Origin of the sequence: Ilyobacter polytropus DSM 2926, assembly GCF_000165505.1 — a bacterium.
Classification (GTDB): domain Bacteria; phylum Fusobacteriota; class Fusobacteriia; order Fusobacteriales; family Fusobacteriaceae; genus Ilyobacter; species Ilyobacter polytropus.
Map to the genome: position 1 here is coordinate 1,553,501 of NC_014632.1, position 26,327 is coordinate 1,579,827.

Sequence of the window (26,327 nt, forward strand, 5' to 3'; positions counted from 1 at the left end):
AATATAACATATTTAAATTCCTTTGTAAACAAGCCCTCCAGCCAGCCTAGTGAAGTAAAATTCCTCAGCCTCTTTAAGGTTATTAAATTCTTCCTCTAGCTGTGCCTCATAAAGTTCTTTTAGTATCTCACCAAAGTTTTCACCAGGTTCTAATCCCCATTTTATAAGGTCTTTACCTTTGACTATTGGTTTAAGTTCATCTTTAACTCTGTGATAAACAGCCCCTATACTCTCTATTATCTCTAATTCTTTTTTGTTGTCACTTCGTCCTCTTCCTAGTACATCACATCTGTAGAGTTTTAATAACTTATCTATATCCACCTTTGCAGCCAGCTTCTTTACTGAGATCTTGTCAGCTCCTCCTTTTAATAGGATTTTCAGAGGTTCCTCATGATATCTCACTAATTTTCTGGCATTGTTTATAAGGTCTCTGTTATCTGTAAATTTTATTATCTCCCTGTCAAATATCTCATGAGATTTTTCACAGTGTCCCTCAAATCCCGGAAAGGTCTCTTTTTTACCTGCATCATGATAAAGTATGCTCCAGAATAATTCCCTAGTTCTTTCTTCTTTTGAAAGTACATCTAACATCATCATGGTATGTGTAAATACATCTCCCTCAGGGTGATAAATCTCATCCTGCATTACCTCTTTTAAGGAGCTTATCTCAGGCATTATCCTTTGTAAAATACCTGTTTTTTCCAGGAACAGAAATCCCTCAGAGGGTTTTATTCCCAACATATATATTTTCTCAAGCTCCCGACATATTCTCTCTTTGGGAACCTTTGAAATCTCTTCTTTCTCTGTCTTTATAATAACTTCCAATAAATGGTCAGCAGAAAATCCAAACCTGCTTATAAACTGTGCTGTTCTAAGGATTCTAAGGGGATCCTGTAAAAAACTATTTTTATCCACATAGCTCAGAAGTTTATTTTTTATATCTTCCATTCCACCAAAAAAATCCAGATACTTGTCTTCTATAAGATTATAGTAAATGGAATTTACTGTAAAATCTCGCCTTCTTGCACATTCTTTTATTGGGATTTTCACCTCTATAAAGGAGATCTCTATGCTGTTATTCAGTATGTATATCTCGTAGCTTTTTCCCACCTTTTTAAATTTTCCGTACTTTTGAAGGATTTTTTCAAACTTATCCCTTTTTATCCCCATCACTTCAAGGTCTATATCCTTTATCTCATCCTCTGTTGCTCCCATTAGCCGGTCTCTTACCCAGCCTCCCACAAGATAAGCTTCCCCGTTGTTTTCCCATATCTCCTTTATCAGCTTTCTGTACATTCTGCCTCCTAAAAAAGGGACCCTTAGGTCCCTACTTTTCTCTTTCCTGTATATAATCTGCTAGTTCTATAAAGAGCCTTCCCTTATCCGACTCAAATTCACTGCGTATTATATTTTTGGCCGCTTCTATTTTTTCAGCTAGCATCTCTTTTGTTTTTTCCATTCCAAAAATAGAAGGATAAGTGGATTTTTCAAGTTCTGTATCACTTCCCACAGGTTTTCCTATTTTCTCAAAATCACCCTCTATATCTAATATATCGTCCTTTATCTGAAAGGCCAGCCCTATAAGCTCAGAATATTCAATAAGTTTTTCTTTTTTTTCACCCTCTATTCCGGCTATTATACAGGCCACTTCCACAGGAAGACTTATCATCTTGCCTGTTTTATGAGTGTGGATATACTGCAAAACAGGAAGGTCTATACTTTTTCCTTCGCTTTCTATATCTACCATCTGTCCGCCTATCATACCATTTACACCTGCATACTGAGATGTAAGCCTTACTATATCTACGATCTTTTGAGCATCTATCTCTTGATCTTTAGATGTTAGTACATTAAAGGCATGAGTCAAAAGAGCATCACCTATAAGTATCCCCTGAGCCTCTCCATATTTTTTATGTGTAGTGAGCTTTCCTCTTCTGTAGTCGTCATCATCAAGAGCAGGCAGATCGTCATGTACAAGAGAATAAGAGTGTATCATCTCTATAGCCACTGCAGCTGGTATCCCCTTTTCTTCCCTTTCTCCCAATAGCTTCAAGGTCATCAGGAGCAGAATAGGTCTAAGCCTCTTACCGCCGTTTAACACTGCATATTTCATCCCGTCTGCTATCACCTTGGGATATTTCAGGTCATCCAGGTAATTTTTTACACTTTCATCTATGATTTCTCTTTTTTCTTTCAAATAGTTTTTAAGCATAATTATCTCCTATTAAAACTCCTCTAATTTAATTTCTCCGTTTTCCTCTATAACTTTCATTATCTTCCCCTCTGCTTTTTCAAGCATATCTGAAGATTTTTTCAAAAGTTTCATGGCTTTTTCATATTCCTTGATAGAAGCAGAAAGTTCCATGTCTCCACTTTCAAGCTTGGATATTACTTCATCTACCTCAACTAAATTTTCTTCAAAAGTTTTTACCTTTGCCATATTATCACCTCATAGAAAATTATACTATATCAAAGGGCTCTTCACAAGTTAATAAAGTACTGAATTTACAAGAATATTAGAGTCAAAAGATTTTGTCACGAATGAAAACCAATAAAAGTCAAAAAAATTAACACGAATAAATACAAAACCTTTTGCCACAGAGGACACAGAGAAAAAGAGAGAGTTTCACAGAGTTAAAACCGAAACTATAAACACTCTCTTTTGCGAAAAGGGTTTTTTTATCCTTTTTCCCTTGCCATTGACAAAATCAGCGTTAAGAATAACTGCAGTGAAATCCTTAGAAAAAATCGACTGTCTGAGCGTAGCGAGTGACCAGAAAATAACGAGTTACACGAGTATATTTTCTGGTTCTCAGAAACTCGTTTTCTGAGTTTCCTTATTGCTGTTGGATTTTCAAGGTTATTTAGCTGATTTTTCACAGGCTTGAACTTTTGGTTATGCCCTGACCGAAGGGAGGAAATGCCCTTGGGGTGCTTTTCTTTCAAGAGAAAAGTAACGAATCCCGATAAATTCAATAATTCCTCACAAAAAATTTAAAAGCCGCCTGAAATAAACAGGCGGCTGATTATTATTTTGTATAAAAAGTAAGAGTTTTCTTTCCGTAGCTTTTTTCATCTACTTTTTTATATCCCACTATCTCCTGGTCAAGTCTCTCATGAAGATGATGTTCACATATAATAAGACCACCATCAGATAGGATACCGTTTTTTTCTATCTTTTTAATAACCTCTGTACATACATTTTCTCTGTAAGGAGGATCCATAAATATTATGTCGAATTTTTCTCCTTTTCTACCCAAGATTTCTATTGCTCTAGAAACCTCATTTTTATAAGCTCTGCATTTATTCTCAAAGCCAAGACTGTTTACATTTTCAATTATTACTTTGAGGGCTTCCTGATCTTTTTCTATCATTATAGCTCTCTTTGCACCTCTGCTTATAGCTTCTAGGGCTATATTCCCAGTTCCGCTAAAAAGATCTAAGATACTGCAATCTTCTACATAGGGCTGTATTTTTGAAAACAATGCCTCCTTTACTCTGTCTAAAGTAGGTCTTGTTTCTGTCCCTTTTCTGCATTTTATACTTTTGTTTTTAGCTGTTCCGGCTATTATTCTCATATCTCACCTCCTAATAAATGAACATCGCATCTCCAAAACTGAAAAATTGATATTTCTTTATAACCGCTTTTTCGTAAACATCCATAATCAATTCCCTGCTAGAAAATGCAGACACGAGCATTAAAAGGGTAGATTTCGGAAGGTGGAAATTTGTTATCAAGGCATCTACAATCTTAAATTTATATCCAGGATAAATAAATATATCTGTCGTTCCTTTTCCTGCTACAAGTTTCCCATTTTCATCTACCGAGGACTCTAAGGTACGTATAGAGGTTGTCCCAACCGCTATGATCCTTCTTCCTTCCTCTTTGGCTCTGTTTATTATCTCAACTGATTTTTCTGGAACCTCATAAGTTTCCTCATGCATCTTATGATCTAGCACATCTTCTGTCTGGACAGGTCTAAAAGTTCCTAGTCCCACCTCTAAAAAAAGATCAGCTATCTCCACACCTTTTTCTCTAATTTTTTCTAAAAGATCTTCTGTAAAATGAAGTCCAGCTGTTGGAGCAGCTACAGACTCACCTTTTATAGCATATACTGTCTGATACCTTTCTTTTTCTGAAAGTTTTTCACTTATATATGGAGGAAGAGGCATCTGTCCCAGCTTGTCTAATATCTCTTCGAAAACTCCCTCATAATCGAAAGTAAGTATTCTATTACCGTCTTCTTTTATCTCTTTAAGTTCAGCTACCAGCTCATTATTTTCACCGATAAATACCTTTTGACCTATTTTAAGTCTCTTAGCATTTCCAATAAGACACTCCCAGGTATTTATATCTTTTCTTTTCAGAAGAAATACCTCGAGAATAGCCCCTGTATCTTTTCTCCCCATAAGTCTTGCAGGTATTACCCTAGTAGAATTCCTTACGAGGACATCTCCCTCTTTAAGAGAATCTATTATATTATAAAATCTTTTATGCTCTATATCCCCAGTTTTCTTATTTACCAGCATTAACCTAGAGTGGTCTCTTGGTTCTGCAGGAGTTTGTCCGATCAGTTCTTCTGGAAGATTATAGTCATAGTCAGACAATCTTGTTGACATAATTTTCTCCTTACTTCTTTTTTCCTATTACTATTCTTTCTATCTGATGGTAATCTTTGACAATTACTATATTTTCAAATTCATTGTCTTCCATCATATTTTTTACTTTTTGAGCCTGATTATACCCAACTTCAAAGGCCAAAACTCCACCGTTTTTGAGATAATCCGAAGCTTTTTTCGTTATAAGTTTATAAAAATACAGCCCCTCATCCTCTGCTGTAAGTGCTAATTTAGGTTCATATTTTTTTACCTCGTGCATGAGAATCTTGTACTCTTTTTCTGGAATATAAGGAGGATTAGATACTATCATATCAAATTCCTTATAGCTTACATTCTCAAAAACATCAGATTTTATGAATTTTACATTTTTTACATTATTTAGTTCTTTATTCTGATTGGCTACTTCTAAGGCACCATCACTTATATCCACTCCAAGAACTTTTGATGTTGGGATCTTTTTTCCAAGAGTTACGGATATTGCTCCGCTTCCAACACCTATATCTAAAATAAATGGTGTTTTTACATCTGACATCAAAACAATGCACTGCTCTACAAGAAGTTCTGTTTCAGGTCTAGGTATAAGAACTCGCTCATCCACCTTAAATTTATAACCAAAAAATTCTTCTTCACCCAAAATATACTGAAGAGGTTTTTTGTCTCTTGCTCTTTTTATTATCATCTCTTTTATTAGCTTTTTTTCTTCTTCACTTATCTTTCTTGTAAAATCAAGAGTCAGAGTCAGTCTATTGGTTTTCAAAACGTGAGAAAATATATATTCTGCCTCAAGTTTGGGATTTTCTATGCCATTTTTCTCTATATACTCTACAGAGTGTTTGAGAAGTTGAAGGTTTTCTTTTTTATGATTTTCTTTCTCAACTGTTATCTCATCTACGTTTTTGTTTTCCAATTTTTCAAGGACTTTTCCAAAATCCATCCTGTTCCTTGCCATCTCTTTTAAAAAATTTTTAATCTGTACTTTTTCATCTTCGCTGAGATCCCTGTCAAAATATGCATAAAGGCTTATTCTGTCAAGCTTTAACACATAGGCAACCACTTTTTCTGCCTGAAGCCGGGGTTTGGAAAAGGAGTATTTTTTCAAATACTCCTCACTAAATTTAAGTATATTAATTAACTTTTCCATTATCCTGCTAAATTCGTAAGCATATCAGCTTGGTCAAATGTGATAAGGGCATCTATCATCTCAGTCAAATCGCCATCTAAAAAAGCATCTAGCTTATGAAGCGTCAATTTTATTCTGTGGTCTGTGATTCTTCCCTGAGGATAGTTGTAAGTCCTTATTTTTTCAGATCTAGAACCTGTTCCTACCTGAAGTTTTCTAGTACTCTCTACTTCTGATCTTTGCTTTTCAATTTCCATTTCAAAGAGCTTCGTTGCAAGTACTTTCATGGCCTTTTCTCTGTTTTTCAACTGAGATCTTTCATCTTGACACTCTACTATAACCCCACTAGGAAGGTGAGTTATTCTAACTGCAGAATCAGTGGTATTTACATGCTGACCCCCTGCTCCTGATGATCTAAAAGTATCTATTTTCAATTCTGATGGCTTTATTTCTACCTGTTCTACATCATCTACTTCAGGTAAAACAGCTACAGTTGCTGTAGATGTATGTATTCTTCCAGAAGACTCAGTCTCAGGAACTCTCTGTACTCTATGTACTCCAGACTCAAATTTAAGCTTAGAATATGCTCCCTGACCTTGAATAGAAAAAACTATCTCTTTTAGTCCACCAACTCCTACTTCACTCTTACTCATTACCTCTGTCTTCCATTTGTTTCTCTCTGCATATCTGCAGTACATTCTATAAAGATTGGCTGCAAATAAAGCTGCCTCATCTCCACCTGTTCCACCTCTGATCTCTATAATAACATTTTTATCATCATTGGGATCTTTAGGAAGAAGAAGTATCCTGAGCTCTTGCTCTAACCCTGGCAAAACCTCTTCTATATCTCTCATCTCTTCAAGAAGCATCTCTTTCATCTCGTGGTCTTTTTCAACTTTGAGACTCTCTTTGGTAAATTCCAAATCATCTGAGTATCTTTTATACTCTTTGTATTTTTCCACAACTGGAGTAATTTCATTAAGTGCTTTGTTGTATTCTATAAGTTTTTTGGGATCTTTTATAACCTCACTGCTACCTAGCAGTCCTGTAAGTTCCTCATGTTTTTTTACTACTTCCTCAAGCTTTCCAAACATGCTTTCTCATTCCTTTCGTCTCTTTTACTCTAACTTAGAAAGTATATCACACTATGAAATAAAAATCAATTTCACACTTTTAGGTTGATTTTTAATCTGAAAAATAAAAAATAGGGTAATTAATCCCCTATTTTTTATTGGTTCTCGTTCTTTTTTTTCTTATTTTCTTCAATTCTTTTTACTGCAATAGCTCTGGCATTATTGTATTCCTCTGGGTTTATATATTTTCTTACCTCTATCTGACTTTTAAGTTTATTCTTTAATATCTCAGCTTCTATTTTACCTACCTCATCAAAAACAAGGCTTATTTTGTTCCAGTTTTTCTCTGGGCTCTCCAAAAGATATTTATTTATTTCTAGCTCACGCTGCCTTCTGTCCAACAAAAGAAGTTTATGCTTCGTACTGGCATTTGATATTATTTCCTTAGCTTTAATTATATCCTTTTCAGGTACTCCGACACTTCGAAAATCTTCTTCATAAATTATTCCTATATTATCCACATTAGAAGCTCCAAAAGATATTACACATACAAGTAAACCAAGTAGTAATATTATTTTCTTTCTCATCTATTCCCTCCGTTAGATACCAAGGTCACTTACAAAAAGTTCCTCTGGATTCATTTCTATATCTCTTTCTTTAAATATATTATTTTCATAAAAGTTTTCCCATACAAGACCTTCTTTTTCATTTGATTTATTAAAATCAAAATGTTGCTCTAAAGCTACACTGTTTTTTAAAATATCATTTCCATTTACCTTATTAACCGCACTTTGGTATACAGTATCAGTAAAAATACCCATCACAAAAAGCGAAGCTCCCATTACAACTAGTTTCCTGTTTTTTTTCTTCTCCTCCTCGAGCAGAGATTTATAAACATTGAGCTTAACCCGGTCCTTTGGTGTCATTATCCTGTACCTCCCATATCTTTAATACCCTTGTAATAGATTGATTTAACTGTAGAAAGATTCATATTTTTTAACTTAGATATTTCACGAAACTTGTATCCATATATATCCTTTAATAAAACTATTTCACGTTCTCTGGAATTTATTTTTTTTAGTCTCTCTTCCAGTATCATAGTTGTGTGAGCATTGGTGTCGTCTTCTATTTCAAGGATTTCCTCATTTAGTTCAAAGGTAGTTTTGTTTTTTCTAAAAAAATCATAGGTCTTATTTATCGCTATCCTATATATCCAAGTATAAATATTACTCTCGTTTCTAAATTTTTTAAGGTTCTTATATACACTTACAAAAACTTCTTGAGCTATATCTTCAGCATCTTCCGGATTTTTAACCATCCCTAGGATTTTGTTGTAAACTCGTTCAAAGTATGTATCAAAAATTTTGTCAAAATCCATCTTACTCCCTTTCTTGTTTTCCTTGCCAATTTTGACGATAAAATAAGAAAAAAAGTCTAGTTTTTTTCTTCAATAAAAGAAAACTTTATATTTTTCCTAGAATTCCCAGGGATTTTTAGAGTGAATACAGCATTTCTTTCTTTCATTTCGTAGCTTTCTTCACTTCTAAGTTCATTCCATTTTTCGGGAAATTTATCATAGAAAATCTTTAATATTATATATTCCTTTTTATAATTTTTTACAGAATAACTTACTTTTCTTTGTTTTAATCTCGTACCTAGATTCTTCTCCACCTCAGAGGAAACTATATTTACATCCTGATCCAAAAGTCCCTTTATCTGAAGTTCTCCGTTTTTATTTACACCTGTAAATTCTCCCCTATACCCTTTTTCATCAAAAACTTTAACTTTATCAGAAGAAGATATGTCGACTCCTGCCACTGCCAGACTGAGTTCCGGGTTTTTTTTCTCTTTGCTTTCTAGATAAATATAATTTTTTGAAATACTAGCCTTTTTATAAAATATATTTTTATTTATACCTGCAAAAGTTTTTAAATTCAATTTACCTAATGGCTCGGTTCCTCTAGGAAGAATAAGAGAGATATTCTCAAATTTTCTGTCTGAATCATTCTTAATGAAAATATTTTTTTTCACACTATTCTTATTTAGGTAGACTTGATATTCCTCAGACCATGTGAGCCCTTCTAAACTATAATTTATTTTTGCAGATGAAATTTCTTTATTCCCGTGAAGAATCAAAGAATTCCCTTTATCCTTTACTCTAATCTCTTCAGAAGGATTTATTATCAATTCTCCACTCTTTATATTTTCTATGGTCAACGGCTCGTTAGAAATAAGCCTGTACTTCTCTCCCCTATAGGAAACTTCTTCACCTTGTGATAAGTAATAACTATTTTTAGAGTCCCCGTCCAAAATAAACTCCTCTATACCTTCACTTTCAACTATAAGTGAATCTCTGTCTACAGACCTTGAGAAATTAGTTATTACTATCTCTTTCTCGGCCTCAGGGATTATAAAATTCTCTCTAATTCTGATTTTACCTTCTGGCTGAAGTAACAACTCACCATCAACTCCCTTTGTAAAATCTATTTCAGAGCAATAAGCTGATGCTGCTACAAGCAAATAAATCATTATCTTTTTCATTATCCCTCCAAAATCAGTTGCCAGTTGTTCCTTCAATAAAAACTTCTATATTTTTTTCATCTAGAGTCATCTCTGTATCTTCATAAACAGCTATTAATTCTTTTTCCTTATCATCAATATATCTCTTGTCACGATTTTTATTATTTGTTTTATTGTTATAATTCACTGTCATATTAAAGGAAACTTTCGGTGCATACTCATAGGTTAAAATATAGTCACCAGGCTCTACATAATAGCTGCTTCCAGATTCCACAGGAACTCCCTGAAGTTTTACATTTTTTAGGGTACTTCCGTAATTAACTCTAAATAAATTATAATCTTTTCTATAAGAATCAACTATTCTAAAATCATCTACAATTTGTGTCTTCGAACATCCTGTAAAAACGAGAAGCATTACAACCAAAAGTTTAAATATCTTCTTCATCTTTAAAATCCTCCATTATCATTTTTTTCAGTTCATCCAATATATCTATTTCTTTAACCTGTTTAACAACTTTACCTTTTTTAAAGAGAACCCCTATACCCTTTCCACCAGCCACACCGTAGTCAGCTTCCCGAGCTTCTCCCGGACCGTTTACCACACAGCCCATCACAGCTATCTTGACCTTTTTTTCAAAGGTGCTAAACTCCTGTTCCACTTTTTTTGCAAGATCTATAAGATCTATCTCAGTCCTTCCACAGGTAGGACAGGATATTATCTCTGTTCCCTCTTCTCTCAGACCAAGTACCTTTAGTATCTCTTTGGCAACCTTGATCTCTTCCACAGGGTTTTCAGTCAGTGATACCCTTATGGTATCCCCTATATCATCTACAAGAAGTCCCCCTATACCTATTGAGGATTTCACAGTCCCCTGAAATGCAGTTCCTGCCTCTGTTACACCTAGATGAAGAGGATAGTCTACTATCTCCCTCATCATCCTGTAGGCTCTGACCATCATCTTCACGTTGCTAGATTTAAGTGATATTATTATATCCTCAAATCCGAACTTTTCCAGAAGCCTCACATGGTAAAGACCACTTTCAACCATGGCCTCAGGGGTAGGTCTTCCGTATTTTTCAAGTATACTCTTTTCCAGTGATCCTGCATTTACACCTATTCTTATGGGTATGTTGTATTCTTTGGCCTTTTCCACAACCATGGCAACTTTATCGTCGTTCCCTATGTTTCCAGGATTTATTCTCAGCTTATCTACGCCATTTTCCATAGCTGATATAGCGAGCCTGTAGTCAAAATGAATATCTGCTGCCAAAGGTATGCTTATCTGTTTTTTTATCTCTTTTATTGCTTCGGCTGCCTCTGTGTCATTTACTGTTACCCTTACAAGTTGGCATCCTGCATTTTCAAGTTCCTTTATCTGTTTCACAGTGGCCTTTATATCTGAAGTTTTAGTATTAGTCATCGACTGGATTATAACCTCGCTGTCTCCGCCAATATATATGTTCCCCACCTTTATCTTTCTAGAACCCGTCATTTTATTTCCACTCCATCCTTGTCTGTCTTCGCTAATTAAATTATACAAAATTTACTCCTCAATTTCAATGGACTCCAGCACATATCTTCCCTTATATATTTTCACCACAATATAAGATCTGTCTCCTTCAGCTATTTTCTTTTCTGTTTCTTTCGCCTTGCCTTCCTCCATGTAGAATCTTTTAAAGGGGTTTTCAAAATAGGTTTTGTTGTTATAAGTATTTCTTATTTTACCCTTTATATATTCCATATTTTCAGGTTTTCCATTGGAAAATTCAGTTATTTTGCTCCACTCTCCATCTTTTTTTAAGATGAGATAGCCATTTTTATTTTCAACATTTTCATAGTCTCCTGCAAGCTCTCTGTGATCTAGATTTATACTTAGATAATTCCCCCTCATATAGTCATAAGGATCCCTTGGGGCAACTCGAAATTTATGGGTGTTTCCCTTCTTAATTATAATCTCTTTATTTACAACCATAAGTAAAAATACTCCCAACTGAAAAAATACCATAACTGCAAAAATAATTTTATTTCTCAACAGAACCACCTCTTTTTCTGCTCATATATAGATTACCGGCTATAAGTGCTCCTCCGAGAAGAATAAAGACAAGTCCCCTTGTGAGGGTTGATATTTTGTAATCGAAAAACCTTGTTGCAATAAGCCCTCCTACTATTAAGCTTCCATTATTAAAGCTTCTTACATCTCCTCTTTTGAAACCCTCGTATATAAAATTACCTCCTATGATCAGAAAATATATATTATATACTATAAATCCCCAACTGAAAAATAAGGGTAATATAATAAGTGGCATGTTCCACAGAATAATATTTTTAAAGTCTTCTTTTCTTATAAAAAGTAAAACTAATACTATAATATAAAATAGGGCAGAAACCCAAAATACCTTGTCATAAACCAGTTCACTGCTGAATATATAGTCTTTTTTGAAGGTTAAAAAATAAGCCATTATTATAGTCAGCTGCTCCCCAATTTTTTTTAAGCCCAGTGGAAAGGTATAGACCCCTGCAAAAAGAGCACTGTATAAAAGCAGTCCCGCCTTGGAGTTATGAGAAAACTGACCATACCACGCCATAAGTCCTATCAAAAACAAAACTTTTGAAGATGCTTCAACTAATGCACCTATTCCCTCTTTTTTTCTGGAAAATAAAAATATAGGCAAACCTAGTAGCATATAAATCAGTATATATCCATCGGAACTCTGGTACCTGTATAAAACAAAACCGTAAATTAGTGTATTTATTCCTCCCTTTGTAAAATACAATACCGGAATACTTAGTGTAGCCCAAGCTAAATAAAACCCTTGATCCTCTCCTGAAATATTATACATCTGAGATATCATAGCTATCGATAAGCCCACCATCAGAATGAGAAAAACTCCGGTTCCAGATACAAACTCCCTTTTTTTCTCCAGTGAAAAATAAAAGATAATCTGACCCGTTATTATGGAGGATATAAGAATCCCGGTCTTGATACCTCTGCCTATTTTCGACCAGTTATATGCAAATAAAAGAATTATACCCAAGCCTATCAATAAGCATCCTGTAGTTATAAAAAAATTAAAAAAACCTTTTCTATTATCTCCTTTACCTGCATAAAAATTCTCTATATCATTGTAAACTTCATCTGTGATAACCCCCAGTCCTCGAAGTCTTTCCAGCTCTTTTAATATGATCTTCCCCCTCATAAATCCCTCCTGATCCCATATTTTCATAAACAAAAGATAATTCCATATAATAAAATCACATAAAATTATTCTGAGATCTAGGTTTCTTCCTTTAAAAAAAAGTCCTGCACATGGCAGGACTATTTTACAAGATATTTCATAGGGTTGTATGGTACCCCATTTTTTCTTATTTCAAAGTGAAGATGAGGACCTGTTACTCTTCCTGTCATCCCTGTTTTTCCTATTACCTGACCTTGTTTCACATACTGTCCAGGCTTTACATTTATATTGTTAAGATGTGCCGCTCTTGTCTCGTATCCTCCAGAATGTTTTATGATTATTATCTTACCATAACCACTCATCCACCCTGCATAAGTTACTTTACCGGCTTTTGCAGCATGAAGAGGTACATATTTTGCTCTCAAATCTACACCTTTATGGTATATATATCTCTTTAGCACAGGATGGAATCTTCTTCCAAATGGGCTAGTTATACCTTTCCATTTTACAGGCATACTAAAATTAACAGTTCTTTTTTTGGCCGCTGCTACCACCTGTTTTAGGTCTGGATTCGGTATATAAAGACTTTGTCCTACCTTAAGGGAACTGTTATTGAGTTTATTATAATTCATCATATCGTCAATTTTTACATTGTATTTTTTAGAGATTTTATAAAGGGAGTCGCCCTTTTTTACCTTGTAGAATATTCCGTTTCCAGAAATTATATTCAGTTTGTCTCCTATTTTTAAAACACTTCCCACCTGGGGATTGTTGGCTCTCAAAACTGCCAGTTCCTGATTAAACTTTTTAGCTATCTTATAAAGGGAATCTCCCGATTTCACCTGATAAATTTCAAAGGTAGGAATAGAATAACTCTTTTCTGCAGGTTGTTTTGAATCTTCAACCTTTTCAACTTTTAAGGTATACTCTTTTTCTATTGTTATATAGTTACTGTCTAACACTTCAAACCCACCGTTGGCAGCGTCTGTAGCTTCATAATAATCTGTAAACTTTTTTACATCCATGACCTCTCTCTTAACAACTCTAGCCACCTGTACAGAAAGTACCAGCACGATGACTACAAGAGCCGTCAAAAGGTTAGTAAATCTTCTATTCACTTTTTATTTATCCCCCTTCTGATAAGCTTTTAAAAGATCATCATTGCTTTTTGTGGACTCTATTGTATCTATAAGTTTCTTTGCGGCAGTAGCTCTGTCGTATTCAGAGAGGTATCTTCTTATCCCCCATATAAGGTTGAGCTTGTTTTCTTTTATCAAAAGTTCTTCTTTTCTTGTTCCTGATTTTTGGATATCTATAGCAGGATAGATCCTAAGCTGAGACAGGTTTCTGTCTAGGTGGATCTCCATATTTCCCGTCCCTTTGAACTCTTCATAAATAACATCATCCATCTTACTTCCGGTGTCTACCAATGCTGTAGCCACTATGGTGAGGCTTCCACCTTCTCTTATGTTTCTTGCAGACCCGAAAAACTTTTTTGGATAATATAATGCAGTAGGATCTATTCCTCCTGATATCAGTTTACCACTTGAAGGTATGACTATATTATAAGCTCTTGCAAGTCTTGTAAGAGAGTCCATAAGTATTATTATATCTTCACCGTCTTCAAGCTTTCTTTTTGCCTTTTCCAAAACCATTTCAGTTACCTTGATGTGATTTTTAGGATCTTCGTCAAATGTAGAGGAGAACACCTCTGCTCCCTTTACTGTCTCCCTTATATCTGTAACCTCCTCAGGTCTTTCATCTATAAGGAGTATCCACACTTCGGAATTTTTGTTGTTTTCGATAATGGAGTTGGCAATACTACTTATGAGCATAGTTTTACCGGCTTTTGGAGGTGCTACTATTAGACCTCTCTGACCTTTGCCTATAGGGGCAATAAGATCTATTATTCTTCCAGACAGATTTTTTCTTTCTGTCTCAAGGATAAGTTGCTCAGTTGGGTAGGCAGGTACAAGTTCATCAAAAGGAACTCTAGATTCTGCCTTTTGTATGTCTCCGCCATTTACCAAAAGAACTTTTCTCAGAGCATAATTTTTTTCATCTCCAACTGGTTTCCTTACTTCTCCCAAAATAAGATCACCGGTTCTTAACTTAAATCTTCTGACCTGAGAAGCAGAGACATAAATATCTTTTTCTACATTTGTGTCTCTTAAAAAACCATAGCCGTCTCCTAGAACGTCTAAGGTACCCCAGGCTATTGTATGCCCAGTGAGATTTTCATAATATTCCTCTATTATATCCACTAATTCTTTTTTCTTGTATCTGTTCCAGCTCTCTATACCTAGCTGTCTTGCGATCTCTTTAAGCTCTGTTAATAAAAAGTTATTTAAATCATCCATAATAAACATACCACCCATTAATATCTTTTTAAATAAAGTATATACATCGCCAAAATATAAACTACACCGATAATCCAAGAATCTATTTTAATTTTCTTTTTCCTGAAAAGAACCCCAATCATAAAAACCATTAACACCACAAGAGACATCACCGATGAAATAATATGAAACTCTGTGAGGCTTTGAAAAATACTGCCCTTTCTGTATAAAAGATCAGCTATAAAAACTATAGTAATATTAAATATGTTACTTCCTAGTATATTTCCAGCAGCCATATTAAAGGACCCCATTCTTATGGCCTGTATAGAAACTGTCAGCTCAGGAAGGGATGTTGCCAGGGCTAGCAGTATGACTCCTACGAAACTCTCCCCTAGGCTAATTCCAAAAATAGGGGTATTAGCTATTTTATCAGCCACATAGGTTAAAGCAATTCCTGTAGTTATTACCGTTAGTCCACTTATTACAAAGCCTTTTTTTGCCTGATTCATATTCATGATGATGGAATCTTCAGGGTTTATCTCATCTGGATCATTAAAATCATAATTATGTTCAAATTCATATATAAGTTTAATTGCAACAAAATATAATATAAACAAAATTATTGATATAAAACTGACTTTAAATATCGTAATCTCACCTAAAACAAAACCCAACAGAAAAATAGTTGTCAGAAGGATAGAAAAAAAAGCACTCAAATAATTCTTCATACTTATTGAAGATGAAAAAGAATTTTTTATAAAGAAGACATCCAGAATAAATATTATGAAAATATTAAAAAGGTTGCTTCCGAAAATATTTGAAATTGCCATATCTGGATTTCCCATAAGGGTTGAGCTTGCACTGGTAATAAGCTCTGGAAGTGATGTTATCGATGCTAGCATTATTATCCCTACCCAGCTTTTTTCAAGGCCCATTTCCTCACCTATTTTGTCTCCGCAGATACTTAGCTTTTTCCCTGCCATTATTATTATATATGCCAAAACAAAAAATACAAAGATATAAATCATTTTATCTCAAAGCCCCCTCTGTTATTCTACTATATCCCCGTAAAGAGTCCAAGTATTTGCATCTGTTATCTTTAAGTTTATAAACTCTCCTTCTAACTCAGGGTCGCCTTTAAATAGAACGACTTTATTGGTAGATGTTCTTGCACACATTACATCAGGGTTTTTTCTGCTAGGGCCTTCTGCCAATACTCTCTGTATAGAGCCTATATAACTCACACTTTGCTCTTTAGAAATAGCATTTTGTACCTCTATAAGTCTATGAAGTCTTTCTTTTTTTGTCTTCTGGTCAATCTGCCCATCCATTTCAGCAGCCTTAGTGCCTTTTCTAGGTGAATACATAAACATATAGGCATTCTCAAACTTTACTCTTTTAGCCACATCAATTGTATCTAAGAAATCTTCCTCTGTTTCTCCAGGGAATCCCACAATAACATCTGTGGTTATAGAACTTCCAGGAATAGATCTTTTTATCTTTTCTGCAAGAGCTATATACTCTTCCTTTTTATATCCTCTGTTCATAAGTCCTAAAACTCTAGAAGATCCAGCCTGAATAGGAAGATGCATCGATCTTGCTATTTTATCATTTTTAGCTATGACCTCTATCAGCTCATCTGTGAAATCTCTGGGATGGGGAGACATAAATCTAACTATAAACTCTCCTTCTATTTTGCATATTTCCTCTAAAAGTTTTGCAAAGTTATCTTTGTTTTCAAAATCTTTTCCGTAGGAGTTTACATTTTGACCTAGAAGTATAATCTCCTTAGAACCTTTTTCTACAAAACCTTTTATCTCATCTAAGAGTTGGTCCATTGGAACAGATCTTTCTCTTCCCCTAACATATGGGACGATGCAGTAAGTACAAAAGTTGTTACATCCGTAGGTAATTGTAGAATAGGATGTTTTTTTAGAATCAAAATCTGCATCTAGCCTCGGAGGAAGTTCATCCTCATCTCCTACATAGATGACATATTTAAAATCTCCTGACTCTATTTTTTCAATAGCCTGTGGTATTTTTCCTATGTTCTGGTTACCCATAACTATGTCTATTGCCTTAACTTTTTTTGCAAGTTCCTCTCCCTGCTCCTGAGCGAAACATCCAGTAACACCTATTATCATTCCTCTTTTTTCTTTTATATGCTTTAATTCTCCTAATTTACCATATATTTGAGTGGCAGCTCCCTCTCTCACTGTACATGTATTCAGAAACACAGCATCTGATTCACTTACATCTTCTGTGATATCATATCCCATATCCTGTAATATTCTTTTTATTTTTGCACTTTCATTTACATTCATTTGACAACCATATGTTATAATTGCAGCTTTTTTCTTCATCTATCCTCCTAAAACATTAAACATTCATTTTTTTTAAATACCAAATATTATAACATAATCAAATTCTTTTATCAATGTAACAATTTATCTCACAGCTTAGGAATTATAGGGTTTAAGATCATATACCGAAGGCTTTTACCGACTGTTTTAAGGGATTTTTTTAATAGAAATTATTATTATTGTTACTATTCCTACTGAAAAAAACATCTTTTTTTTAAAAATAAAAAAGACCTCAATAGGTCTTTTCTACTGGAGAAAAACTTCGTAATCTGGTTTCTCCTTCAACTCTCTTTTTTTGACTTTAAGTTGCTTGTCTTTGGAGTTTGATTTTTTTCTTTTTCCCAACATCCCCTTGAACTTCACCTTGCTTTTCTCAAACATCTCCTTAAACTCATCTTTTGTAACAGACATAGACATCACCTCAAAAATAAAAATTTGAAAGCCACTATATTTCTTAAGAAAATCATTTAAATATTTCTCCAGCCTCAAGATACCACAGAAGAAGATCAAAGTTGTCCATGGGAATACTGGTTTTACTGCAGTATTTTCTCATTTTTTCCTCTATCTCCTTGTATCTTTTACCGTTTATCGTCTTGGGAATCTCTTCTATTACTCCCAACCTTACAAGATTTCTCAGTATATGTCTGTCTAAAATAGCTATATCATCCCCAAAACCCACATTTCTCAAAAAGTGACTCGCCTCTTTGTAAGCTATACCCCTAACATGCTTTACAAGCCACTCTCTCATTTCAAAAACATTACCTATTTTTGAAATAAAATCTTTTGTTATTATTTCTCCGCCACTATTTTTCATCTGTTCTCTCAAAAGAACCAAATTTTTTGCCTTATTATTTTTAAATCTGACAACATTTAGATATTCTACGATGTCCTCTTCTTCCCCTGTAAATAAAAGACGATTATCTCTCAATTCTGTTATTGCTTTCCATGCATTTCTGGCCTTCGACTGTGGTGTCAGAATACAAAAAGAAAGCTCTATATGAATATCTTCATTATTCCCAGAAAACCAACTCTCCTTAAACTCTTCTAGTCTTTTCTCTATATCGTCTTTTATATCAGTATAAACTTTATATATTTTATCAAAATACTCTTTCTCCATAACTCCCCCTATACCATCTATATTACTCCAATAACTTCCTTCTTCAAAAAAAATTTAAGAAAACTGTCTATAATTTTGTTTTTAAAAGTTAATAGCCATTTTAAATGCCATCACTAAAGACATAATCACAAAAATAGGTTTTATAAATCTAGCTCCATTTTTTATGGCCATCTTAGACCCCATTTTAGAACCTACAATTATAAAGATTGCCGAAATAGCACCATATTTTAAATTTACCTGACCATTAAATATAAATGTCAAAAGAGCTGCAAATCCAGTTGTAAAATTTAAAACTTTTGTATTTGCAGTGGCAACAGTAAAGTCAAATTTAAATATTTTTACAAGTCCGAACATAAAAAATGTACCTGTACCAGGTCCGAAAAATCCGTCGTAAAACCCTAGAGCCGATGTAAGCAGTTTTCCGAGAAAACCGTTTTTACTGTCTATTCCTGCATATTCATTTGACATCCCAACTTTTTTTGATATCACCGTATATATTGCAACTGCAAAAATCATAAAAGGAATCAGTATCTCCAGAATCTTAGGTGAAATATACTGGACAGTTACCACTCCTAAAACAGCTCCCATAAATGCAAAAGGAATAAGCATTTTAAGTAACTGCTTGTTTAACTTATTGCTTTTAAAAAATTCATAACTACTTGTAAAACTACCTAAAGCGGCTGCCATTTTATTTGTCCCCAAAGCCATGTGGGGAGGCATTCCTGTCATTAAAAGTGCAGGTACACTTATGAGTCCTCCTCCTCCAGCGATAGAATCTATAAATCCAGCTGCAAACATTCCAATTCCCAGAATAACTATTTCCATTTTTTACCCCTTTTTCCAATTATTTTCCCTTATTCTATATTCTGAGTTACTTTTTTTCAATATATTTCTCTTTTATTTTAGAATCAATTTGTATTTAGAAGATATTTTATGATCTAAACGATAAAAAGAGTGGAATTATTCCACTCTTTAAAGTTCAAACCCATAGGGAAGTAGATCCTCTATAGACAGAATCTTATACTCTTTTTTTAGATTGGCCAGTATAATTGCCGTGTCCTCATAGGCAAACTCTTTTATAACCTGTCTACAGGCCCCACAAGGGCTCACAGGTCCTGTTGTATCTGCAACTATGCATATTACAGCGATATTCTTCATGCCATTTGTCACAGCTGAAAATATTGCAGTCCTTTCTCCACAGTTAGTAAGACCATAGGAAGCATTTTCCACATTTGCCCCTCTATAATGATTACCTTTTTCATCGATAACAACCGCCCCTACCTTAAATCCAGAATATTTTACATAGGCATTTTCCCTGGCCTCTATAGCTTCGTCAATCAGTTCTAATATCTCTTTTTCATTCATAAGCATCGCATACACCTCCAAAAGAGTAACCTTTATTGCCTATAGATTTTTTATAATACTATTTTTCCAGCGTTCCGAGAGCAATTTCCATCATCTCATCAAATGTACTCTGTCTCTCTTCTGAGGTAGTTTCTTCCCCTGTCACGAGAGAATCAGATATTGTGAGGATGGTAAGAGCGTTTACACCGTATTTAGACGCAATAGTATAGAGGCCTGCAGTCTCCATCTCTACACAAAGGACTCCAAAAGCAGCCCATTTTTTATAGTCTTCAAAGTTATCCTGATAAAATTCATCAGAAGTCATTACATTCCCAGCTTTTATTTTTATTCCCTTTTCCTTTGCAGTATCCACGGCCTTCATGAAAAGCTCAAAAGAGACAGTAGGAGCAAAATCGGCCCCGTTGAATCTAAGCTTGTTGACACCTGAGTTGGTAGATGAAGACATGGCTATGACTATGTCTCTAACCTTTACATCTTCTTGATATGATCCTGCTGAACCAACTCTTATTAGGTTTTTTACTCCATACTCTCTGATAAGTTCATTCACATATATAGATATCGAAGGAACTCCCATTCCAGTTCCCTGGACTGATACTCTTTTCCCCTTGTAAGTTCCCGTATATCCATACATTCCCCTTACTGTATTATAGCATTCTGGATTTTCTAGGAAAGTCTCTGCAATCCATTTTGCCCTCATAGGATCTCCAGGTAAAAGGACTGTCTCTGCTATATCTCCTTTTTTTGCAGCTATATGTACACTCATTTCATACCTCCAAATCTATTTTTATATATTTGATTTAAGTTTTTTATTATTGTTTATGTACACTTAAGATCAATAAAGCTCTTTTGCAAAACTTCCCTCTATACTCTTTCCTAGCAGAAGCTCCTCTAAAGTAGCAGCTATATCCCCAAAGCTTTCTCTTATCCCGAGATCCACTCCGCCCTTCACTTCTTTACCATAGACTAAAATAGGAATATATTCTCTTGTATGGTCTGTCCCTTGGTAGGTCGGGTCACATCCGTGATCTGCTGTCACTATAAGTATTTCATCATCTTTCAGATTTTCCATTATCTCTGGGAGATATCTGTCAAACTGCTCTATAGCCTCTTTATATCCCTGTGGGTCTCTTCTATGACCAAATTTCATATCAAAATCCACTAGATTGGTAAATATTAGGCCTTTGCTGTCTTCCTTAAGAGCGGTTATTGTTTTTAGTATTCCGTCTTTATCATTTTGATTCGTTCCTCTTGTGTCAGTTATACCTTCCCCTGCAAATATATCACTTATCTTTCCTATTGCCACTACATCTTTTCCAGCAGATTTCAGTTTATCCAAAAGGGTCGCCCTTGGGGGTTTTACAGAATAATCATGTCTGTTGGAAGTTCTTTCAAACTCCCTTTTAGCCTTCCCCACATAGGGTCTTGCTATAACCCTTGCTACAGGTGATTTTTCCATACATATTTCAAGTGCTATTTCGCAGGCTTTATATAATTCATCTAAAGGAATGATCTCTTCATTGGCTGCTATTTGAAGTACCGGGTCTGCAGAGGTATAGACTATCCAAGCACCTGTTTTAAGCTGTTCTTCCCCGTATTCATCGATTACTGCAGTTCCAGAGTATGGCTTATTACAGAGTATTTTCCTACCAGTTCTTTCTTCCAGTTCTTTTAAAACCTCTTTTGGAAATCCGTCTGGATATGTCGGAAATGGTTTATCCCCTATAACACCTGCTATTTCCCAGTGTCCCGTAGTTGTATCTTTTCCCTTTGCTTTTTCTGCCGCTTTTCCATAGGCCCCTATAGTATTTTTTATTTTACCAGCTCCAACTATTTCAGTTAGATTTCCTATACCCATTTTTTCCATATTAGGTATATTTAGCCCACCACATTTTTTAGATATATTTCCAAAGGTATTCGCCCCTATATCTCCAAACTCTGCAGCATCAGGAAGATATCCCACACCTGCACTGTCTAGTACGATTATAGTGGCTCTCTCTATTTTTTTCATGACCATTCTCCTTTCTTACTGTGTGTTTAATTAAATTATTGAATTTATCCAAAAACCTGTGTTACTTTCTTTGCTTGCCCAAAGAAAGTAACCAAAGAAAAGGCACCCCTAAAAAATACCTAAAATCACTTCTGAACTAACTTTCTATTGAAATATAGTCGGTAAACCTCCTTATTTCAATGAAAGTGGATTTCACAAGATGATTTCTTAACGGTATTTTTTAAAGGGGAATTTAAAATCTTTAAATAATTTTTTTAAATCTTTTGAAATTCTTTCGGCCATTGACAAAATCAGCGTTAAGAATGACTGAAAGAAATCTCTAGAAAAAATCAACTGTTTGAGCAAAGCGAGTTTTGATTTTTTCTTAGATTTCCGAAGGCATTTAGCTTATTTTTCACAGGCCTTGATTTTTGGTTACTTTTCATCAAGGAAAAGTAACAGAACTTTGGAAAAAGTCAGTAATTTATTATAAACCCTTCTCTTATTTTTTAAAAAAATAGTAGATTAAAAAGTGGGACACAGTCCCACTAAATAATATTTTTAATATTCTCCCTCTTTGGCCTTACCACTTGTCACAAGCATAACCCCAGAAGATGTTCCTAATCTTGTAACTCCCATCTCAATGTATTTCATGGCAGTTTCTAGATCTCTTACTCCTCCAGACGCTTTAATTTGTGCTTTATCTCCTACCACTTCCTTCATAAGCGCCACATCTTCAAATGTTGCTCCCCCTGTACCAAATCCTGTTGAAGTCTTTACAAAATCAGCCTTGGCATTCAAAGAAAGCTGACATGCAGTTCTCTTTTCCTTTTCAGTGAGATAACATGTCTCTATTATTACCTTTAATACATTATCCCCTATAGCCTCTTTTATCGCTCTTATCTCATCCTCTACCAGTTTGGTTTCTCCTGATTTAAGAAGGCCTACATTTATCACCATATCTATTTCAGACGCTCCGTCCTCTATACACTTTTTTGCTTCAAATACCTTTGCCTCAGAACTCATAGCTCCTAAAGGAAATCCTACTACAGCAGCTATTTTCACATCTGTTCCTTTTAGTTCTTCTGCTGCAAGAGATACATAACATCCGTTTACACATACAGAAAAGAATCCATACTCCTTCGCCTCCTGACAAAGCTTTACTATATCTTCCTTAACTGTTGTAGCCTTTAATACTGTATGATCTATATACTTGTTGATTTCCATCTATTATCCTCCTATAATTTCTAAAATTATTTCTTGTTTATCTATCTTTTCTTCAGAGATTACAACTGCTTCTGCAAGAGTCTCTAAAACTTCATCTCTTAAATTCCCATTATGGAATATCTCTAAGATTGCAGCACCTTTTTCAAGTTTATCTCCCACCTTAGAACACATTATTATTCCAACAGAGTGATCTATTATATCATCTTTTGTTGCTCTTCCTGCTCCTAACATCATAGCAGCCCTTCCTATGAGTTCTGCATTAAGGTGCTCTATGTATCCATCTTTTGTTGCACGAAACACATCTTTTTCCTTTGCTTTCGGAAGAAGTGAGTAATCATCACAGACGCTGGGATTTCCACCGCTTCCCTTTATGAATTTTCTCAGCATGTCTAGGGCCTGGCCGTTTTCAATAACTTTCCTTACTTTTTGTTTCCCACTTTCAAGGTCAGCTGTATCCCCTTTCATCACAAGGGCCTGAGATGCCAGAGTATAAATTAAGTCAGTAAAATCTTCTGGACCATTCCCTTTGAGAGTTTCTATGGCTTCTATCATCTCTAGGGAATTTCCCACCGCTTCACCTAAAGGCTGATCCATATTTGTGAGAAAACAGACTATGTTCCTATCAAAAGCCTTTCCAAGCTCATACATAGTCTCAGCAAGCTCCCTTGCTTCATCTATATTTTTCATAAAGGCCCCTGAACCTACCTTTACATCCAATATTATGGCATCTGCGTGCACAGCAAGCTTCTTCCCCATGATTGAACTGGCAATAAGAGGTATACTCGGTACAGTGGCTGTGACGTCTCTTAGGGAATAAAGTTTTTTATCTAAGGGAACTATTTTATCTGAATATCCCATTATTCCGGTACCTGTTTCATTCACAAGTTTTATAAGTTCTTCTTTTGTTCGGGAAAATTTAAATCCCTCTATGGACTCAAATTTATCTATGGTTCCTCCTGTATGCCCTAGCCCTTTTCCCGAGAGCTTAGCAGTTCCCATTCCCAGTGCTCCGAATATAGGTGCAAGGGCTATTGTCGTCTTGTCACCGACTCCACCTGTAGAGTGTTTATCTACCAAGAATTTGTGGGTTCCTGGAAAATCTATGGTATCCCCTGAATATATCATCTTTTCAGTAAAATATTTAAGTTCTTCAGTTGTCATTCCGTTAAAGTAAACCGCCATCAAAAAAGATGACATTTGATAATCAGGAGTATTTCCCTCTAGATATTCTTCTAGTAAAAAATTGATCTCCTCTTTTGTAAGAATCTCCTTATCCCTTTTTTTTTGTATTATATCAACTGCCCTCATAACTTACCCCCTTTAGATAGAAGCCTACAATCTATTATACATTTTTTTTAATTTTAACCTGTTTTTTATATATTTTATCCCAAAAATATGATATAAAATTCTAATATAAAAAAATAGGACAGGTGGCATTTTATGATAAAGAATTTAAGTAAACTGGAAAACTACATACAAAAATTTGGTCTTGAGGAGGTTTTCTCTCCTGAGATCAGAAGTTTCCTAAAAGTAAAAAAATATACTAAGGGAGAAATAATATTCAACGCCTATAAACCGGTGCTGTATATCTATTTTTTAGTGGAAGGACTTGTGGAGATAAACAGCATAATGATATCAGGGAATAAACTCTTTATAAACAATCTTTTCCCTCTTGAGCTTATAGGAGACCTTGAATATATGAACAAACAAGAGGCTATGTTTGACGTGGTAGCTGCTGATGACTCTACTGTCATCCTACTTCCCTTTGACATTGCCGAAAAATATCTAGAAAATAACCCGCAATTCTGGAGACTGCTTGCAACTGAATGCAGTAAAAAACTCCTTAGAACAAACAAAGCTATCATATTGAAGGGAAGCTATTCTTTAAAAACAGTCCTTGCAAACTACCTTATAAAAAATAATTATGAGATTAATTTTACGTCTTTGGTTGATCTAGCTGCCCACTTAAATGTAAGCTATAGAAATCTTTCAAGAGTAATAAAGTCATTATCTGAAGAGGGAATAATAAAAAAACAAAGAAAAAAAATAATAACTCTTAAAAAAGAAGAATTAAAAAATTACTCGGTTAATGTGTAAAACCTAAAAAAAAGCCGCTCTTTAAAAAGGGCGGCCTTGAAATTATTGAATATTTTTTTTATCTTTCTTTTCCTGGTTATGAGTCTTATGCAGTACATTTTTAACCCATTTTATTACCTTATCTTTCTTACTACGTTTTCTATTAGTGTATTCTAACACCGTTTCCACAAGAAAATCTATATCCTCTTTGCTGTGATTAGAGCTGAGAGATATACGTATTCTTGGAGTTGTTACAGTAGGCTTTCTTATTGCCGGAGCCATTATTCCATGATCTTTTAAAAACACACTGAGACCTAATGTTTCGTCATTATCTCCAACAACCACAGGAACTATCTGAGTAGTACTTTCTAGGGTATCTATCTCGGCTTCGTTGAGTCTAGAACGAAGATAGTCACCTAAATATTTCAAGTGATCTCTTCTCTCTTTTTCATTCTTTGTAAGCTTCATAGCTTCTAAACTGGCCCCGACCACTACCGGTGGCATAGATGTTGTGTACACAAGACTCCTACAGTGGTTGATAAGATAATCTATAATCTCCTTTGAGGCTGCAACATAAGCTCCCTGGGAACCATAGGCTTTTGAAAATGTACCCATATTTATATCTATCGCTTCGAGTATACCTAATTCTTCTGCTAGCCCTAGTCCCTCTTCCCCTAAAACTCCTCCACCGTGGGCCTCATCTATCATAAGAGTAACATCATATTTTTCTTTAAGCCTCACTATCTCTACCAGATTAGCTTTGTCTCCATCCATACTAAATACAGAATCTACAACAATTAGAGCACGCTTATAACCTTTCCTAAACATTCTGAGTTTATTTTCTAGGTCTTTCATATCATTATGCCTAAACCTAATCATTTTGGCACCACTCAGACGTATTCCATCATATATGCTCGCGTGATTTAACTTGTCACAAAACACCACGTCATTTTTCCCTATTATAGTAGATATTATACCTAGATTGGCGTCATATCCGCTGTTAAAAATAAGTGCAGCTTCTTTCTTTTTCTCAGATGCAATAAGTTCTTCTAATTCTTTATAAAGAGATGCAGTTCCTACAACTACACGACTTGCTCCACTTCCCATTCCATATTTTTCAAGGGCATCTTTTGCAGCATCTATTATTCTCCTATCATCTCTAAATCCTATATAATTACTAGAAGAAAAATCCAGGTATTTATTTCCTTCCATCCATATATGTTTTCCCTCCAGTTTATCTATATCTTTAATCTCTCTGAAAAGCCCCTCCCCTTTCAAGGAAATCAGCTTTTCTTTTATCTCCTTCATCATACTTGACCTCCGTTAGTCCGTATCTGCCAACA

Annotated in this window: 29 protein-coding genes; 1 reads left to right on the top strand and 28 read right to left on the bottom strand. The window is 34.8% G+C overall.

Annotation, left to right across the window (positions count from 1 at the left end):
- Positions 1-12: 12 nt before the first annotated feature.
- The 27 genes from ILYOP_RS07235 to ILYOP_RS07360 all read right to left on the bottom strand — a co-directional run bounded on the left by ILYOP_RS07235 (position 13) and on the right by ILYOP_RS07360 (position 24,216).
- Positions 13-1,296, bottom strand: a complete 1,284-nt coding sequence (locus ILYOP_RS07235; RefSeq protein ID WP_013387884.1) for a tRNA nucleotidyltransferase/poly(A) polymerase-related protein — start codon at positions 1,294-1,296, stop codon at positions 13-15.
- A gap of 31 nt (positions 1,297-1,327) precedes the next feature.
- Positions 1,328-2,212, bottom strand: a complete 885-nt coding sequence (locus tag ILYOP_RS07240) for a polyprenyl synthetase family protein (RefSeq protein WP_013387885.1) — start codon at positions 2,210-2,212, stop codon at positions 1,328-1,330.
- A gap of 12 nt (positions 2,213-2,224) precedes the next feature.
- Complete coding sequence (gene xseB / locus ILYOP_RS07245; protein WP_013387886.1) at positions 2,225-2,440, bottom strand: exodeoxyribonuclease VII small subunit; 216 nt, start codon at positions 2,438-2,440, stop codon at positions 2,225-2,227.
- Positions 2,441-3,029: 589 nt separating this feature from the next.
- The gene (rsmD, locus tag ILYOP_RS07250) at positions 3,030-3,578 is read right to left on the bottom strand and encodes a 16S rRNA (guanine(966)-N(2))-methyltransferase RsmD (RefSeq protein ID WP_013387887.1); all 549 of its coding nucleotides are present in this window, start codon (positions 3,576-3,578) and stop codon (positions 3,030-3,032) included.
- 10 nt (positions 3,579-3,588) lie between these two features.
- Positions 3,589-4,620: a tRNA preQ1(34) S-adenosylmethionine ribosyltransferase-isomerase QueA gene (gene queA / locus ILYOP_RS07255; protein ID WP_013387888.1), complete on the bottom strand. Its 1,032-nt coding sequence runs from the start codon at positions 4,618-4,620 to the stop codon at positions 3,589-3,591.
- A 10-nt stretch (positions 4,621-4,630) separates the two neighbouring features.
- Entirely contained in the window at positions 4,631-5,761 is a 1,131-nt protein-coding gene (prmC, locus tag ILYOP_RS07260) for a peptide chain release factor N(5)-glutamine methyltransferase (RefSeq protein ID WP_013387889.1), read from the bottom strand.
- The gene (gene prfA / locus ILYOP_RS07265; protein WP_013387890.1) at positions 5,761-6,834 is read right to left on the bottom strand and encodes a peptide chain release factor 1; all 1,074 of its coding nucleotides are present in this window, start codon (positions 6,832-6,834) and stop codon (positions 5,761-5,763) included. The genes prmC and prfA overlap by 1 nt, the downstream gene beginning before the upstream one ends.
- A gap of 134 nt (positions 6,835-6,968) precedes the next feature.
- On the bottom strand, positions 6,969-7,400 hold the full coding sequence (locus tag ILYOP_RS07270; RefSeq protein ID WP_013387891.1) for a hypothetical protein: 432 nt from the start codon (positions 7,398-7,400) through the stop codon (positions 6,969-6,971).
- A 12-nt stretch (positions 7,401-7,412) separates the two neighbouring features.
- A complete protein-coding gene (locus ILYOP_RS07275; RefSeq protein ID WP_013387892.1) occupies positions 7,413-7,739 on the bottom strand; it encodes a hypothetical protein in 327 nt (108 codons plus the stop codon).
- Complete coding sequence (locus ILYOP_RS07280; protein ID WP_013387893.1) at positions 7,739-8,191, bottom strand: RNA polymerase sigma factor; 453 nt, start codon at positions 8,189-8,191, stop codon at positions 7,739-7,741. The genes ILYOP_RS07275 and ILYOP_RS07280 overlap by 1 nt, the downstream gene beginning before the upstream one ends.
- A 56-nt stretch (positions 8,192-8,247) precedes the next feature.
- Positions 8,248-9,354, bottom strand: coding sequence for a hypothetical protein (locus ILYOP_RS07285; RefSeq protein ID WP_013387894.1), 1,107 nt, complete (start codon positions 9,352-9,354; stop codon positions 8,248-8,250).
- A gap of 13 nt (positions 9,355-9,367) precedes the next feature.
- A complete protein-coding gene (locus ILYOP_RS07290) occupies positions 9,368-9,778 on the bottom strand; it encodes a hypothetical protein (RefSeq protein WP_013387895.1) in 411 nt (136 codons plus the stop codon).
- Positions 9,762-10,826, bottom strand: a complete 1,065-nt coding sequence (gene ispG, locus ILYOP_RS07295; protein WP_041921215.1) for a flavodoxin-dependent (E)-4-hydroxy-3-methylbut-2-enyl-diphosphate synthase — start codon at positions 10,824-10,826, stop codon at positions 9,762-9,764. The genes ILYOP_RS07290 and ispG overlap by 17 nt, the downstream gene beginning before the upstream one ends.
- A 51-nt stretch (positions 10,827-10,877) precedes the next feature.
- Positions 10,878-11,366: a GDYXXLXY domain-containing protein gene (locus tag ILYOP_RS07300; protein WP_013387897.1), complete on the bottom strand. Its 489-nt coding sequence runs from the start codon at positions 11,364-11,366 to the stop codon at positions 10,878-10,880.
- Positions 11,356-12,531 carry a DUF2157 domain-containing protein gene (locus ILYOP_RS07305; protein ID WP_013387898.1) on the bottom strand — a complete coding sequence of 392 codons (1,176 nt, stop codon included), beginning with the start codon at positions 12,529-12,531 and terminating at the stop codon, positions 11,356-11,358. Before ILYOP_RS07305 ends, ILYOP_RS07300 begins: the two co-directional genes overlap by 11 nt.
- Before the next feature lie 119 nt (positions 12,532-12,650).
- Entirely contained in the window at positions 12,651-13,628 is a 978-nt protein-coding gene (locus ILYOP_RS07310) for a peptidoglycan DD-metalloendopeptidase family protein (protein ID WP_013387899.1), read from the bottom strand.
- Positions 13,629-13,631: 3 nt separating this feature from the next.
- Positions 13,632-14,870 (bottom strand): transcription termination factor Rho, encoded by a 1,239-nt coding sequence (rho, locus tag ILYOP_RS07315; protein ID WP_013387900.1) that lies wholly within the window; start codon positions 14,868-14,870, stop codon positions 13,632-13,634.
- 17 nt (positions 14,871-14,887) lie between these two features.
- The gene (locus tag ILYOP_RS07320; protein ID WP_013387901.1) at positions 14,888-15,877 is read right to left on the bottom strand and encodes a sodium:calcium antiporter; all 990 of its coding nucleotides are present in this window, start codon (positions 15,875-15,877) and stop codon (positions 14,888-14,890) included.
- A 21-nt stretch (positions 15,878-15,898) separates the two neighbouring features.
- Positions 15,899-17,212, bottom strand: coding sequence for a tRNA (N6-isopentenyl adenosine(37)-C2)-methylthiotransferase MiaB (miaB, locus tag ILYOP_RS07325; protein WP_013387902.1), 1,314 nt, complete (start codon positions 17,210-17,212; stop codon positions 15,899-15,901).
- A 246-nt stretch (positions 17,213-17,458) separates the two neighbouring features.
- Positions 17,459-17,623 (bottom strand): hypothetical protein, encoded by a 165-nt coding sequence (locus ILYOP_RS15795; protein WP_013387903.1) that lies wholly within the window; start codon positions 17,621-17,623, stop codon positions 17,459-17,461.
- Between the two features lie 52 nt (positions 17,624-17,675).
- Entirely contained in the window at positions 17,676-18,329 is a 654-nt protein-coding gene (locus tag ILYOP_RS07330) for an N-glycosylase/DNA lyase (protein ID WP_013387904.1), read from the bottom strand.
- Positions 18,330-18,410: 81 nt separating this feature from the next.
- Positions 18,411-19,154: a TSUP family transporter gene (locus ILYOP_RS07335; protein ID WP_013387905.1), complete on the bottom strand. Its 744-nt coding sequence runs from the start codon at positions 19,152-19,154 to the stop codon at positions 18,411-18,413.
- 147 nt (positions 19,155-19,301) lie between these two features.
- A complete protein-coding gene (gene cdd / locus ILYOP_RS07340) occupies positions 19,302-19,700 on the bottom strand; it encodes a cytidine deaminase (protein WP_013387906.1) in 399 nt (132 codons plus the stop codon).
- Between the two features lie 52 nt (positions 19,701-19,752).
- On the bottom strand, positions 19,753-20,457 hold the full coding sequence (deoD, locus tag ILYOP_RS07345; RefSeq protein WP_013387907.1) for a purine-nucleoside phosphorylase: 705 nt from the start codon (positions 20,455-20,457) through the stop codon (positions 19,753-19,755).
- 69 nt (positions 20,458-20,526) lie between these two features.
- On the bottom strand, positions 20,527-21,702 hold the full coding sequence (locus tag ILYOP_RS07350; protein WP_013387908.1) for a phosphopentomutase: 1,176 nt from the start codon (positions 21,700-21,702) through the stop codon (positions 20,527-20,529).
- 540 nt (positions 21,703-22,242) lie between these two features.
- Positions 22,243-22,908: a deoxyribose-phosphate aldolase gene (gene deoC / locus ILYOP_RS07355; RefSeq protein WP_013387909.1), complete on the bottom strand. Its 666-nt coding sequence runs from the start codon at positions 22,906-22,908 to the stop codon at positions 22,243-22,245.
- A 3-nt stretch (positions 22,909-22,911) separates the two neighbouring features.
- Positions 22,912-24,216 carry a thymidine phosphorylase gene (locus tag ILYOP_RS07360; protein ID WP_013387910.1) on the bottom strand — a complete coding sequence of 435 codons (1,305 nt, stop codon included), beginning with the start codon at positions 24,214-24,216 and terminating at the stop codon, positions 22,912-22,914.
- Between the two features lie 132 nt (positions 24,217-24,348).
- Between ILYOP_RS07360 and ILYOP_RS07365 the strand changes: the two genes are divergently transcribed.
- Positions 24,349-25,005, top strand: a complete 657-nt coding sequence (locus ILYOP_RS07365) for a Crp/Fnr family transcriptional regulator (protein ID WP_013387911.1) — start codon at positions 24,349-24,351, stop codon at positions 25,003-25,005.
- A 42-nt stretch (positions 25,006-25,047) separates the two neighbouring features.
- Here ILYOP_RS07365 and bioF read toward each other — a convergent pair whose 3' ends face one another.
- A complete protein-coding gene (bioF, locus tag ILYOP_RS07370) occupies positions 25,048-26,295 on the bottom strand; it encodes an 8-amino-7-oxononanoate synthase (RefSeq protein WP_013387912.1) in 1,248 nt (415 codons plus the stop codon).
- Positions 26,296-26,327: the final 32 nt, after the last annotated feature.